Source organism: Vibrio neptunius, assembly GCA_019339365.1.
In the GTDB taxonomy this organism is placed as follows: domain Bacteria; phylum Pseudomonadota; class Gammaproteobacteria; order Enterobacterales; family Vibrionaceae; genus Vibrio; species Vibrio neptunius.
This window is the reverse complement of record CP079859.1, coordinates 222,305-236,545: the sequence shown is the minus strand read 5'-3', so window position 1 is coordinate 236,545 and position 14,241 is coordinate 222,305. Positions and strand designations below refer to the sequence as shown.

The 14,241-nt window shown below is 42.7% G+C and carries 13 protein-coding genes and 1 pseudogene; 11 read left to right on the top strand and 3 right to left on the bottom strand.

What is annotated here, in order from left to right:
- The first annotated feature begins 13 nt into the window (after positions 1 to 13).
- From KW548_01090 to KW548_01065, 6 genes are read left to right on the top strand one after another with little or no spacing between them, the layout of a single operon-like run.
- Complete coding sequence (locus KW548_01090; protein QXX06775.1) at positions 14 to 1,222, top strand: glycosyltransferase family 4 protein; 1,209 nt, start codon at positions 14 to 16, stop codon at positions 1,220 to 1,222.
- Positions 1,219 to 1,824 carry a sugar transferase gene (locus KW548_01085; protein QXX06774.1) on the top strand — a complete coding sequence of 202 codons (606 nt, stop codon included), beginning with the start codon at positions 1,219 to 1,221 and terminating at the stop codon, positions 1,822 to 1,824. Before KW548_01090 ends, KW548_01085 begins: the two co-directional genes overlap by 4 nt.
- Positions 1,811 to 2,464, top strand: coding sequence for an acetyltransferase (locus KW548_01080; GenBank protein ID QXX06773.1), 654 nt, complete (start codon positions 1,811 to 1,813; stop codon positions 2,462 to 2,464). Before KW548_01085 ends, KW548_01080 begins: the two co-directional genes overlap by 14 nt.
- A gap of 1 nt (position 2,465) precedes the next feature.
- Positions 2,466 to 2,885, top strand: a complete 420-nt coding sequence (locus KW548_01075) for a MaoC family dehydratase (GenBank protein ID QXX06772.1) — start codon at positions 2,466 to 2,468, stop codon at positions 2,883 to 2,885.
- 8 nt (positions 2,886 to 2,893) lie between these two features.
- Positions 2,894 to 4,072: a DegT/DnrJ/EryC1/StrS aminotransferase family protein gene (locus tag KW548_01070; GenBank protein ID QXX06771.1), complete on the top strand. Its 1,179-nt coding sequence runs from the start codon at positions 2,894 to 2,896 to the stop codon at positions 4,070 to 4,072.
- Positions 4,073 to 4,110: 38 nt separating this feature from the next.
- Positions 4,111 to 6,045, top strand: coding sequence for a polysaccharide biosynthesis protein (locus tag KW548_01065; protein ID QXX07952.1), 1,935 nt, complete (start codon positions 4,111 to 4,113; stop codon positions 6,043 to 6,045).
- Between the two features lie 45 nt (positions 6,046 to 6,090).
- On the opposite strand, the gene pssA is transcribed toward KW548_01065, so the two are convergent.
- The 3 genes from pssA to murB form a co-directional block, all read right to left on the bottom strand.
- Positions 6,091 to 7,431, bottom strand: a complete 1,341-nt coding sequence (gene pssA, locus KW548_01060; protein QXX06770.1) for a CDP-diacylglycerol--serine O-phosphatidyltransferase — start codon at positions 7,429 to 7,431, stop codon at positions 6,091 to 6,093.
- Between the two features lie 109 nt (positions 7,432 to 7,540).
- The gene (gene birA, locus KW548_01055) at positions 7,541 to 8,503 is read right to left on the bottom strand and encodes a bifunctional biotin--[acetyl-CoA-carboxylase] ligase/biotin operon repressor BirA (protein ID QXX06769.1); all 963 of its coding nucleotides are present in this window, start codon (positions 8,501 to 8,503) and stop codon (positions 7,541 to 7,543) included.
- Positions 8,500 to 9,546 carry a UDP-N-acetylmuramate dehydrogenase gene (gene murB, locus KW548_01050; protein ID QXX06768.1) on the bottom strand — a complete coding sequence of 349 codons (1,047 nt, stop codon included), beginning with the start codon at positions 9,544 to 9,546 and terminating at the stop codon, positions 8,500 to 8,502. Before murB ends, birA begins: the two co-directional genes overlap by 4 nt.
- A 59-nt stretch (positions 9,547 to 9,605) precedes the next feature.
- On the opposite strand from murB, the gene KW548_01045 reads away from it, so the two are divergent.
- The 5 genes and pseudogenes from KW548_01045 (at position 9,606) to groL (ending at position 14,066) form a co-directional block, all read left to right on the top strand.
- Complete coding sequence (locus tag KW548_01045; protein QXX06767.1) at positions 9,606 to 10,037, top strand: GNAT family N-acetyltransferase; 432 nt, start codon at positions 9,606 to 9,608, stop codon at positions 10,035 to 10,037.
- Positions 10,038 to 10,224: 187 nt separating this feature from the next.
- A complete protein-coding gene (locus KW548_01040; GenBank protein ID QXX06766.1) occupies positions 10,225 to 10,557 on the top strand; it encodes a DUF3135 domain-containing protein in 333 nt (110 codons plus the stop codon).
- A 121-nt stretch (positions 10,558 to 10,678) separates the two neighbouring features.
- Positions 10,679 to 11,820: pseudogene (locus KW548_01035) on the top strand (LPS chain length-determining protein).
- A gap of 233 nt (positions 11,821 to 12,053) precedes the next feature.
- Entirely contained in the window at positions 12,054 to 12,344 is a 291-nt protein-coding gene (locus tag KW548_01030; GenBank protein QXX06765.1) for a co-chaperone GroES, read from the top strand.
- Positions 12,345 to 12,419: 75 nt separating this feature from the next.
- Positions 12,420 to 14,066: a chaperonin GroEL gene (gene groL, locus KW548_01025; GenBank protein QXX06764.1), complete on the top strand. Its 1,647-nt coding sequence runs from the start codon at positions 12,420 to 12,422 to the stop codon at positions 14,064 to 14,066.
- The last annotated feature ends 175 nt before the right edge of the window (positions 14,067 to 14,241 follow it).

Below are 14,241 nucleotides of genomic sequence, written 5' to 3'. Positions count from 1 at the left end.
TAATGAGTGTTTAATGAAAATTCTATTGCTTACTCAGTGGTTTGACCCCGAACCAACATTTAAAGGTTTACTGTTTGCTAAGTCTTTGCAAGATGAGGGACATGAAGTCGAGGTATTAACCGGTTTTCCAAATTATCCTGGAGGAAAGGTCTACGATGGCTACAAAATATCTGTATACAAGAAAGAGATTGTCGATGGCGTAACCGTGCATCGTGTTCCGTTGTACCCAAGTCATGATGGCTCGGCGGTGAAGCGCATTTTCAACTATGTATCGTTTGCTGTTAGTTCGTTTGTCATCGGTTTGCTTAAAACTCGAAAAGTTGATGTTATCTATAGCTATCACCCTCCTTTGACGACTTGTTTATCAGCACTTTTGTTGTCTCGTTGTAAGCGGATTCCCTTTGTGGTTGACGTACAGGACCTTTGGCCAGATACGCTTTCTGCAACAGGAATGGTGAGCAACCAGAAAATTCTGAGCGTTGTGGGAAAAATATGTGACTTGATATACCAGAGGGCTTCAAAGATTGTTGTACTCTCACCTGGCTTTATGAATAAGCTAATTTCTCGGGGAGTACCAGCGGAAAAGATCGAGATTATTTATAACTGGTGCAATGAACCAGCACTCATGGATTATCATGATTCTGATGTATCGCTTCCCAACAACGGAAAGCTTAACCTCTTGTTCGCCGGTAATTTGGGTTTTGCACAGGGTCTACCTGCAATTGTCGACGCTGCAGAGCTATTACAGCATAATAATACTAGCGTGAACGTCGTAATTTTAGGGGATGGTATCGCTAAAGAAGAAGCGATTGTGAGAGGGCAGGATAAAAGTTTAAACAACCTATACTTTTTGCCTAGGGTTCCTATGAACCAAGTTGGTGGTCTATTATCCAATGCAGATATTTTACTTGTACACTTGAAGGATGACGATTTGTTTAGAATTACTATTCCATCTCGTACTCAAGCAAGCCTAGCTGTAGGCAAACCCATTGTCATGGGAGTGCAAGGTGATGCAGCTGACCTCATACGCGAGTCTGGTGCCGGTATCGTTTGCGCTCCGAACTCACCTTCTGAACTAGCTAGCTCAATACAGACCATAGCATCCAAAACACAAGAGGAACGCTTGAAAATGGCTGAAAATGCACGGAAGTTTTACTTCGAAAAGCTTTCGCTTGCTAAGGGTGTTAAGAAGTTCATAGCAGTTTTTGAAGAGGTAACATGAAACGCTTTATTGACATAGTGGCTTCACTAATGGTGTTAGTTCTTCTGTCTCCAGTTATTCTTCTTGTGGCCTGGAAGATCCGTAAGAACTTAGGGTCACCAGTTTTGTTTCGCCAGACTCGTCCAGGTTTATACGGTAAGCCTTTTGAAATGGTTAAGTTTCGCACTATGAAGGATGCCTTCGATCAGAAAGGAAATCCATTGCCTGATTCCGAGCGTATGACACCTTTTGGAGATAAGCTCAGAAATAGCAGTTTAGATGAGCTCCCAGAATTATGGAACGTGATTAAAGGTGATATGAGCTTGGTTGGACCTCGTCCTCTACTAATGCAATACCTCCCTCTATACAGCGAAGAGCAGGCTCGTCGTCATGAGGTCAAACCTGGCGTGACTGGTTTGGCTCAGGTTAATGGACGTAATGCTATCAGTTGGGATGATAAGTTCAAAATGGACGTCTGGTATGTGGATCATCAAACTTTATGGCTAGATATAAAAATTATCTTATTGACTGTAAAGAAAGTCCTTATAAAAGAAGGTATATCAGCTGATGGGGAAGCGACGATGCCACCATTTCAAGGGAGCAATACTAATGAAAAAAAATAAGCTAATAGGCGTATATGGTGCTAGTGGGTTTGGTCGAGAAGTTATGCCTCTAGTAAAAAAACAGTACCAAGCAGACCACGATATAGTATTTATCGATGACTCCAAGCAGAAAGATAGTATCAATGATTGTAAAGTTCTGACGTATAATGAGTTTATTGGTGTTCCAGACACGAATAAAAGCGCCGTTATTGCCATCGCAGACGCTCAGATTCGCGAGAAACTTATGGCGCGGCTTGAAATAGATAGTGTATCTATCTTGACAACTCGTGCAGATAATGTGGTCGTGTTAGATCAAAATAAAATAGGTGAAGGAGCGATTCTGTGCCCGTTTGTTACAATTACATCCAACGCTGAGATAGGTAAAGGATTTCACGCCAATATATACAGTTACGTAGCACATGATTGTGTGATTGGAGATTATGTTACATTCGCACCAGGAGTGAAATGTAACGGCAATGTTCATATTGACGATTTTGCTTATATAGGCACAGGCGCCGTCATTAAGCAAGGCACACCTGAGAAACCTCTACTAATAGGTAAAGGTGCAATAGTCGGAATGGGTGCAGTTGTTACGAAAAGTGTCAAAGCAGGTGATACGGTGTTTGGAAATCCTGCTAAGTCTTTAAAAAGAGGTAGTTAGAATGCATATATCTAATGGAATGCCCATTGATGAAATAGACGTTGGTATGAGTGTATCATATTCGCAAACAATTACCGATGCAGACGTTAAGCAGTTTGCTGGCATTTCTGGAGATCATAATCCAGTTCATGTTGATGAGGTTTATGCCTCTGAGTCTCGTTTTAAAAGACGCATAGCTCATGGTCTACTATCCGGTAGTTTTTTCTCAGGAATGTTTGGCACTCGCTTACCTGGCCATGGTTGTGTTTACGTTTCTCAGTCATTTAATTTTAAAAGACCAGTCTATCTTGGCGATACTGTTACTGCTATTGCTACTGTAAAGTCAATTGATGTATCTACAAGGAGGGTTATCTTTGACACTGTTTGTAAGGTGCGTGGAAAAACCGTTATTGACGGTGTCGCTGAAATCTATATTCCTTGAGGGTCGACATGCTAAATACATCTTTTTCACCTTGGCCATCTTTCTCTGAGAAAGAAGCTGAGGCTATTAAGCAGGTTTTACTTTCAAATAGAGTTAACTATTGGACAGGAATAGAGTGTAGAGAGTTTGAAAAAGAGTTCGCGAATTGGTCTTGTTCCTCGTATGCGATAGCTGTTTCAAACGGCACTGTTGCGCTTGATCTTGCCCTTAAGGCTATTGATGTGGGACCTGGCGATGAAGTCATTACTACATCAAGAACATTTTTAGCTTCAGCTTCAAGTATTGTAACGGCTGGGGCAGCACCTGTGTTTGCAGATGTGGACTTGAATTCACAGAATATAACAGCGAAAACTATTGAGTCAGTTCTAACACCAAAAACGAAAGCGGTAATTGTTGTTCATTTAGCAGGCATGCCAGCAGAAATGGATGAAATTATGGAGTTATCTAGAAAGTATGGCTTTTTTGTAATCGAAGACTGTGCTCAAGCTCATGGTGCTAAGTACAAAAGTCGAAGTGTTGGTTCAATAGGCCATATCGGAGCTTGGTCTTTCTGTCAGGACAAGATTATGACGACAGGCGGAGAGGGAGGCATGGTGACTACTAACGATGAGTCTCTGTGGAAGTTTATGTGGTCTTATAAAGATCATGGAAAGAACTACGACTCTATTTACCACAAAGAACACCCGCCAGGTTTTCGATGGTTGCATGACTCTTTTGGAACAAACTGGAGAATGACCGAAATACAAGCAGCAATAGGTCGGATACAACTGCAACATATGGAAAAATGGACTCAGTTACGTCAAAACAATGGTGCAGCTATTGACTTGGCTGTACAAGATATTGATGCAGTTAGAACTGTTGTTGTTCCGAGTTATATACAACATGCAGAGTATAAGCATTACCTGTTTGTGGAACGTGACAACTTAGCGGCCGGCTGGAGTCGGGACCGCATTATTGACGAAATTTGTGCTAGAGGAGTCCCTGTATATCAAGGTAGTTGCTCTGAAGTCTATTTAGAAAAAGCTTTTGATAACACTATGTGGCGCCCTACTAACAGACTTCCCAATGCGGTGAAGCTAGGAGAGGAAAGTTTGATGTTTTTGGTTCACCCGACTTTGACACAAGCAGAAGTAAATAAAACCTGCTCAGTTCTTCGTGAGGTGTTATTATTGGCTATAAGCCGATAATTAATATCTTTTCATGAGCAACGTTGACTTTAAATCTAATGGCTAGACTAAATTACATTTGGGACTTACCAAGAATTCATAAACGGCTTATCAGTGTTGTCATTGATGCATTGTTTGTTATTGCTTCATTTTTTGCTGCGTATTGGAGTCGTATAGGACACCTTAAGTCTCTCGATAGTCAACTGACATGGTATGTGGTGTGTGGTACGTTAGTTGTAACGATTGTTACCTTTACAAAACTTGGACTTTACCGTGCTATCCTGAGATATCTTACTTTTCATGCGCTAGCTGTGGTTAGTTTAGGTACACTAATTTCCGCAGCTTCAATCTCTGTATTAGCATTTTACTTTGATGCTCCAGTTCCCCGCTCTGTGCCAATTATTTATGGTGCTTTCTTATGTTTGTTATGTGGAGGGTCTCGTTTAATAGTTCGGGTCTTAGTTACGCAAGCGAATGGGAAGGGAATGAAGAGGGTATTGATTTATGGAGCGGGTGCTGCTGGTCGCCAATTAGCTCTAGCTTTACGTTCTTCTGAAACACATAAAGTTGTTGGTTTTATCGATGAAGATAAAACCCTTTACAACACAATTATCATGGGTATCAAAGTTAAAAGCATCAGTAGGGCCGAGAGGCTTATCGAAAAACATTCTGTGAGCCAGGTTTTGTTAGCGGTGCCTAGTGCATCGAGAGCTCGCCGTAAAGAGATTCTAGATTCTTTAGTTCATCTTTCAGCAGAAGTCCTTACCGTTCCGGACATGAAGGATATCGTTGATGGAAAAGCTCAGATAGATGAGTTAAAAGATGTTGCAATAGAAGACTTACTTGGGCGTGATTCAGTCGCACCACAACAAGCTTTGATGGAAGCGAATATCAAAGCTAAGGTGGTAATGGTGACCGGAGCCGGGGGCTCTATTGGCTCAGAACTTTGTCGTCAAATTGTTAGACAAAAGCCAAAGGCTTTGGTCTTGTTTGAGCTTTCTGAGTTCGGTTTGTATCAAATCGATCGTGAGTTATCTAACTTAATTGAAAGCGAATGTTTAAATGTAGAAATTGTTCCTCTACTGGGTTCTGTGCAACGTATAAATCGACTGGCAACCACTATGAAGAGCTTTGGTGTACAAACAGTTTACCATGCTGCTGCTTATAAACATGTTCCTCTAGTTGAGTACAATGTTGTTGAAGGTGTTCGCAACAATGTATTCGGGACTTATTACACTGCGAAAGCGGCAATTGAAGCTAAAGTTGAATCGTTTGTTTTAATTTCTACTGATAAAGCCGTGCGGCCAACGAATGTGATGGGTACGACTAAACGTATGGCTGAGCTAGGTCTGCAGGCTCTAGCAGAACAGGAAAATGTTAAAGAGAATGGTACCCGTTTTTGTATGGTTCGCTTTGGTAACGTTTTAGGGTCTTCGGGTTCTGTGATACCACTATTTAAGAAGCAGATTGCTGCTGGTGGGCCAATCACGGTAACTCACCCAGATATCATTCGTTACTTTATGACAATACCTGAGGCTGCACAACTCGTTATTCAAGCGGGTGCTATGGGTAAAGGTGGGGATGTGTTTGTCCTTGATATGGGTGAGCCCGTGAAAATCACGGACCTAGCAGTTAATTTGATTCAGTTATCAGGATTAGAACTGAAAGATGATAATAACCCATACGGTGACATCGCCATAGAGTTCTCTGGCCTGCGCCCAGGAGAAAAGCTATTTGAAGAGTTGCTTATCGGAGATAATGTTGGTGAAACTGCTCATCCAAGAATTATGACAGCTAGTGAACGTTTTCTTCCTTTGGATGAATACATTGAGGTGATTGATCGTCTCGACATAGCATGCCACAACTTTGAGCACGATAAGATCAGGGAGCTATTGCTTGAAGCACCGACAGACTTTAATCCAACTGACGGTATTGGTGATTTAGTTTGGCAAAAACTCCATGATGCCAAAGAAGATATCGATATAATTCATTAGATTAAACAAGAGCTCCAAGTAGGAGCTCTTTTCGTATCCCCGTAGTTACAATATCTGCTTCAACACCCGATCTGCTCTTACACGAGTTATCTTTCGTATTAGTTTCTGCACTGCATCAGGGTAGTCTTCCGCTTTTTCTAATTGTCTGTAAGTACAAATTAGCTGAGTGTGCTGAAGAATATTTTCCACTTCTTTTTCAAACTGAGGTGTTAAGTGATGAAAGTTGTCTTGAATAAAGAGAGCGTTTTCCAAGTCTAAGTTCCAAGCTCGAGGGTTGAGGTTGTTGCCCGTAATCAACATATAGCGTTTATCTACCCAAATACCCTTTAAATGGAAACTGTTGTCTTCGTGTTTCCATACATTGATAGACAGTTTGCGACTGGCGATATTGGCTTCATTTGACTTAGCAAACTGACGCAAATTGCGCTCATAAAGGTAAGGCAGACCACCGATGGTTTTAAACTCTTCCTCAGGTGAAATATAAAAGTCATTGGCAGTTTTATCACCTACGACGATAGTCACCTTCACACCACGCTTTAGCGCTTTTTTTACTTCCTTGGCTACGCTGCGAGGGAAGTTAAAATAAGGTGTGCAAATGAAGATTTCATCTTTGGCTTGTGAAAGTAACTGGTTAATGCCTTGATTGAGCTTGTTGCGTTTCTTTCCAACCCCTACGATAGGTGTAACAGCAACCTGTTCTTGAGAGACTTCTTGTGACTCAAATTGATAAGTGGATTTAGCAAGAGAAGCTCGTAATTGGCGAATTTGAGTTTTTATCTCTTTAGTCTCAGGCTTATTTGAACAAGCGAGATTATTAACAGCAGGGTGCTCAATCATCTCTTTCTGAACGAAGTTGACCATCGTATCGGCGAGTGCTTTGTTGTTTAGCACATGATATCGGTCAAAACGATAACGCTCTTTGTAATTGAGATAGATGTTGTTAAGGCTTGCACCACTGTAGATAACTTGGTCATCAATAATGAAGCCTTTTAAGTGCAAAACGCCGAATACTTCACGTCCTCGAACCGGAACACCATAGATTGGAATTCTGTGCTCGTAATTATCCGCGAAGCTTTTATACATAGAGGCGTTGGTTTCGCCAGGTTCAGCACCAATTAAGCCACGTTGAGCCCGGTGCCAGTCGACACATACATTGATCTCGAGGCCAGGGTTACGTTGCTTCGCTTCGTAGAGCTCGGTTAAGATTTCTCTTCCCGCCTCATCATCCTCCAAATAAAGAGCAACCAGGTAGATTCGTTTACTTGCCTGACGAATCGCTTCAATTAAGCGAATTCGAAAATCTTTAGCCGCATAAAGTGTCTCAAATTGAGTAGGATCTTGCGCCAAAGTAGGAAGTTGTTCGAATAAGTTCCTATTAGTCATCATATTGGATGGGTTACCTTTACTTAAAGTGGACAAGGATATTAGCAAAATGTATTAGTAGTTCCTAGTTGCCAGATCCTAGTTCCGCAATACTGGTTGTAAAACCTGTGATTTACTGATTAGAACGAAGACTGATTTCACCGCCGATGTAGGTTTGTAACCCATCCTCGGTTTCTAAAATGACCGCACCTTGACCGTTGATACCTTTAGCGATTCCACAAATCTCTCTAGGCCCCATAATGAGTTTCACTGGACGATTGATAAAGTTGTCCAAACGGTTCCATCTCTCAACAAAACCCGCCATCCCGCATAGCTCATAGTCATCCAAAGCCTTATGAAGGGTGGTTATCATGTTAATCGCAAGTTGGTTTCTATCAATCTCTTGATTATCGGCAACTTCATCTAAGCTAGCCCAAGGTTGGGTAATGCCCTCTGTGGCTTCTGACATCATCAAGTTGAGCCCCATTCCTATAACAAGGTTGGCCGCTGCACCCGCTTGGCCTGACATTTCGACCAAAATACCTGCGAGCTTCTTGTCTTGATAGTAGAGATCATTCGGCCACTTTAGTTTTACCCCGGCCAGCCCCATCTCTTCGAGAGCTTCAACGATCGCCACACCAACTACCAGACTTAATCCCATTGCGGCCGCCATACCGGCATCTAAACGCCAAAATATCGATAGGTATAAGTTTGAGCCAAAAGGAGATACCCACTCGCGCCCGCGGCGACCTCTGCCTTTAGCTTGATACTCTGCAAGGCACACAGCCCCTGACTCTAAGCTATCGACTCTGTCGAGCAGATATTGGTTGGTAGAGTCAATAACAGGCATCAGCTCGACGCGGTTAGCTAAACTTTTTTGCAGTAGGTCTTTATCGAGCAGTTGCATAGGTTTGGCGAGCTGGTAGCCCTTGCCCTGTACGCTAAACACATCAACTCCCCAAGCTTGGATACCTTTAATATGCTTGCTGATCGCGGCTCTAGATACGCCAAGTTGATCTCCTAGTTCTTCTCCGGAATGAAAGCCGCCTTGAGATAAAGCCTTCAAGATAGAAAGTTTGGCTGAATGCTCTTTCATTGCTGACTCTCCAATATTGTCTCTAGGTTTGTTTCTGCATGAGAACCGATAAATCTCACTTCATGTTCTAACGCTATCTGATATTTGTCTAATACGGTTTGGCGGACTTTTGCTGCTAGATTGATCACATCTTTTGCCGATGCATTGTCTGTGTTCACGAGCACCAACGCTTGGTTCGGGTGGACCTGAGCACCACCGATTTGATGGCCTTTTAACTGGCATTGATCTATCAGCCAGCCTGCGGCGACTTTTATACCACCTTGAGTTGGGTACGCTGCAATATTAGAGAACTGTTGACTTAACATTTCGAACTGCTGGTTGGAGATAACCGGGTTTTTAAAGAAGCTCCCTGCATTGCCAAGCTTGGCAGGGTCTGGCAGCTTTTCCATTCGGATTTGGCACACTCGTTCAAACACTTGCTGCGCGGTGAGCGTTTCGCTTTGAAGAGATTGAAGCGGACCATATTCGATATTTGCTGACCACTGCTTTGGGAGCTTTAAGCCGATCGCTACAACCATAACTTTCTCAAACAACTCATGTTTAAAAATGGAATCTCGATAGCCAAACTGACACTCTTCAGCACTCAAGCGCTTTGTATTGAAAGTTTCTAAACAAAGTACGTCGACATATTCGCAGATGTCTTTCAGTTCAACGCCATAAGCACCGATGTTCTGAATAGGAGCGCTGCCGGCACATCCGGGTATGAGAGCGAGATTCTCTAATCCAAAGTAACCTTGTTCAACACTCCATTTCACCAAGCTTGGCCAATCTTCACCGCCAGCGATATGTAAATGCCAATGCGTGTCGGTTTCACTGATCGACTTACCGAGCAATTTATTGACTACCACTACGCCTTGGTAGGGCTGGGTAAACAAAATATTACTGCCTTTGCCCAAGATCAGTTTAGGAAGGCTCAACCACTCTTGTTTTTGATAGACATGTTTGATTTCTTCAACGGTGGCAACCTCAACTAGGTAAGAGCAGGTTTGCGAGATAGAAAAGGTGTGGGAGCGACTAAGATCGGCGTTAGCTAATATTTGCATCGGATTTATCGAGTAATCTAAACTGCCTGCATTCTACCCTAAATTGAAGTTTGGTGATAATGAGCCCAATCCAGATTAAAACCTTAGACCCAATAAAACTCCCCCTTGTCTCGCGTTTGTACAAAGCTCACTATCCTTCAGGTAAGGCGAAAAAGGATGAGCTGACCATTGTTGGTACTATTGAGCAGCAAATTGTCTCACTGGTTCGTTTTAGAAATATTGAGCAATTTCGTTTACTGACAGGAATGCTAGTGTTACCAGAACATAGGGGTAGCGGCTTGGGTCATCAGTTAATGGGTTACTGTGTTCAGCATGTTTTATCTGAGCACGACTTCTGCTTTGCCTACAGTCATCTAGAAACATTTTATGCTCAACATAACTTCAAGACGATTGACGCAAGTCAGTTACCTAATTCGCTGAAAGGACTGTTTGAACGTTATAGCCTTAAGAAGCAACTCGTGGCGATGAAGTACGTCAAACCATCTCGGTAAAGCGTTTGCAACGTTTGTGCGAGTGGGGCATAGGTTCACGAAGCGTGCTGCCCCTTTGTAATAACCAAGATGATGCAGTTAGGTGTCTCAAAATTGAGAAATCAAAGTTAGTATATTTCATTTCTCATCTCCTTCACCTATGCTCTTTTTATGGTGTTGATAAAATTATCACCACTGAGGAGCTATAATGAGTGCAACATTAATCAATCAAACCCTGCCGACCTTTGACGAACTAATGGTTCTGGCGCAAGATAATCCAGAAGCTTTCAATCGGTTCAAAAAAGAGATGTGCCAAGAAATGATTCAGTCTGCTTCTGAGGACATGCGAGATAGGCTGTGGGCTCAGCAAAGCCATATTGATAGGGTTGTCGGTCAGTGCAAAAACCCTAACCACACTAATGTCGTACTAATGCGAGAATTAGTGAGCCAAGTGGGAAAATTTCACGAAGCGCTAGAGGGTGACATGCGAGATAAACACACTCAAGATGCTGAGGTGATTCTCCTAGAACAATGGCGTTGAATCGTAATCAATTGTATGAGTGAAGCCGAGGCTCTGTTCACTATATATTCGCTATGCTACACTCCCGCGCTGAACAAAAATATATAATGTTAAGGTACTATAGGCCTTAAAAGGATCACGTGTGAGCGGGCAAATTCAACAATCACCTAACGAGCAGCAATACCCACCTCAATTACCTAAATCATTATCAGTTAGTGACGAAATTGATCTTAGAGAGCTATTTAACGCTCTTTGGGGTGGTAAGTTTCTGATATTAGCAACAACTTTAATAATTGCTGTCGTGGCAATTGTTGTTGCAATGACTTCTCAAGAGTGGTGGTCATCGACTGCTAAGGTTGCTAGACCTCAAGCTCAAGATATGGCGGAATACAGAAGACAGGTGAAACAATTTCAACCTGTCTTTGATATTTACCAAGAGGATGGTACGGTTTTAGTTAGCGAAGATCTTGATGACTTGATCGATTCAGAGGTTCTGTTTAATCGATTTATCGATGTTTTTAACTCGAGTAACGAAAAACGGTTTTTTTGGATTCAAGTCAAGAATTTCAGCAGTTCAAAGAAAATATCGGAAGTGAATTAAATGACGAGGAGCTTATTAAAGCCACGCGTATTTTATACTCGGAATGGTTTGGAAAGATTTCAGCAAAACCTGAAAGTCCTAACAGTAAAATGACGTCTTACGATATTAGCTTTCAATCAACAACGAGTGAAAGTAGCTATTCATTACTGGTTAACTATATCAAAACAATAAAGGTTAAGGCACATCAAGATGCGCTAAACAATTTAGAGGCAATGGTTGCCGCTAAGAAAGATGAGTTAGTTCAACAGAAGAGAATACTTGAAACACAGGCGAAAAATCGCCTATTAGTTGAAGCTGACAAGGCACGCTATGCGCTTAGTATCGCGAATGCAGCTGGTGTGACACAACCGATTCAAACTAATAGTAATAATGAATTATTTGGTATCGATTTAGGCACTAAAGCACTTGAAGCAAAAGTTAAGGCGTTAGAGTCAGTGAAAAACTTAAGCGTCGTGGAGCCTCGTCTTCAGCAAATCAATGCTAAATTGGAAATGCTAGAAAATCTGAAGATAGATCGTTCGATTCAGTTTCAAACCTTCCGTTTTTTAGAAAATGTTGAGCAGCCTATCACACGAGATAAGCCTAAAAGAGCTTTGATTGTTGTTTTAGGCACTCTACTCGGCGTTATGTTAGGTGCAGCAATTGTCCTTATTCGATTTGCATTTCGCAGAGAAGAAGATTAAGTAGGTTTAACTTTCTTGCTTTCAAACGCCTCAAGAGCCACAAACTTGTGAGGCGTTTTTTGTTTCCCCTGCTACGATTGAACTTATCTCTGAACCAGATCACAAAAATCCACTACTTCCCCCTTGGGTTTCCCAAGTTTATCCCTCATATAGTTAGCACAAGACTTTGAAGCTTTGTGCTTTCGCGCAATGCAATTCTCAAACAACATGGAAATTTTCAGGAGAGACGACCGATGAACATTCGTCCATTACACGACCGAGTTATCGTAGAACGCCAAGAAGTTGAGTCTAAATCAGCAGGTGGCATTGTTCTGACTGGTTCTGCTGCAGAGAAATCTACTCGCGGCGTAATTCTAGCTGTAGGTAAAGGCCGCATTCTAGAAAATGGCACTGTGATGCCACTGGACGTGAAAGTCGGTGACACGGTTATCTTCGCTGAAGGTTACGGTACTAAAACTGAAAAAATCGACGGTAAAGAAGTGCTAGTGATGTCTGAAAATGACATCATGGCAATCGTTGAATAATAGCAATCATTGAGTAATTTTTTGCTCAAGTTCAGCTGAAAATCAAAACAAAGAATTTAGAAAAGGAAACTAAAGATGGCTGCTAAAGACGTTAAATTTGGTAACGACGCACGCGTAAAAATGCTAGAGGGTGTCAACGTTCTAGCTGACGCAGTAAAAGTAACACTTGGTCCTAAAGGCCGTAACGTGGTTCTAGACAAATCTTTCGGTGCACCAACGATTACTAAAGATGGTGTATCTGTTGCGCGTGAAATCGAACTGGAAGACAAGTTCCAAAACATGGGCGCGCAAATGGTTAAAGAAGTCGCGTCTCAAGCAAACGATGCAGCGGGTGACGGTACAACAACAGCAACTGTACTTGCTCAAGCTATTGTAAATGAAGGCTTAAAAGCGGTTGCAGCTGGCATGAACCCAATGGATCTTAAGCGTGGTATCGACAAAGCGGTTGTTGCTGCTGTTGAAGAGTTAAAAGCGCTGTCAGTTCCATGTGAAGACACTAAAGCGATTGCTCAGGTAGGTACTATCTCTGCGAACTCTGATTCAAGTGTCGGTAATATCATTGCTGAAGCGATGGAAAAAGTTGGCCGTGATGGCGTTATCACTGTTGAAGAAGGTCAGGCTCTACAAGACGAGCTAGACGTGGTTGAAGGTATGCAGTTCGACCGTGGTTATCTATCGCCTTACTTCATCAACAACCAAGAAGCAGGTTCTGTTGATCTAGAGAATCCTTTCATTCTTCTGATCGATAAGAAAGTATCAAACATCCGCGAACTTCTTCCTACTCTAGAAGCAGTAGCTAAAGCCTCTCGCCCTCTATTAATTATCGCAGAAGACGTTGAAGGCGAAGCATTAGCAACTCTAGTCGTGAATAACATGCGCGGCATCGTGAAAGTAGCGGCGGTTAAAGCACCTGGCTTCGGTGATCGTCGTAAAGCAATGCTTCAAGACATCGCTATCCTAACGGGTGGTACAGTGATTTCTGAAGAAGTAGGTCTAGAGCTAGAGAAAGTGGTTCTAGAAGACCTAGGTCAAGCGAAGCGCGTTGCTATCACCAAAGAAAACACAACGATCATCGATGGCATTGGTGAAGAAGCCATGATCTCTGGTCGTGTTGCTCAAATCCGTCAGCAAATCGAAGAAGCCACTTCAGACTATGACAAAGAGAAGCTACAAGAGCGCGTTGCTAAACTAGCTGGCGGTGTTGCAGTGATCAAAGTTGGCGCTGCGACTGAAGTTGAAATGAAAGAGAAGAAAGATCGCGTAGAAGATGCTCTACACGCGACTCGCGCTGCAGTTGAAGAGGGTGTTGTTGCTGGTGGTGGCGTAGCGCTAATCCGCGCGGCTTCCAAGATCACTGAACTTCAAGGTGATAACGAAGAACAAAACGTGGGTATCCGCGTTGCTCTACGTGCAATGGAAGCGCCTATCCGTCAAATCACTAAGAACGCTGGTGATGAAGAGTCAGTAGTTGCAAACAACGTTCGTGCTGGCGAAGGTAACTACGGTTACAATGCGGCGACTGGTGAATACGGCGATATGATTGAGATGGGTATCCTAGATCCAACTAAAGTAACTCGCTCAGCCCTTCAATTTGCTGCATCAGTAGCGGGTCTAATGATTACGACTGAAGCCATGGTGACAGACCTACCACAAAAAGATGCTCCTGCAATGCCTGATATGGGCGGCATGGGTGGTATGGGTGGCATGGGTGGTATGATGTAGTGCGACGAGAGTCGCGGAGGTCGCTAACCTCGCGGGCTACGGCCAAAGTAAATACTAACTTTTAGTCAGTATTTACTTCCCACCCTCGCAAAATTAGTAGTCGAAATCCGTTGATCGGATCGCACAATCCGATCAACGGCATTCCCTCACGGGAGTGTTCGCCTGATCGCATCTG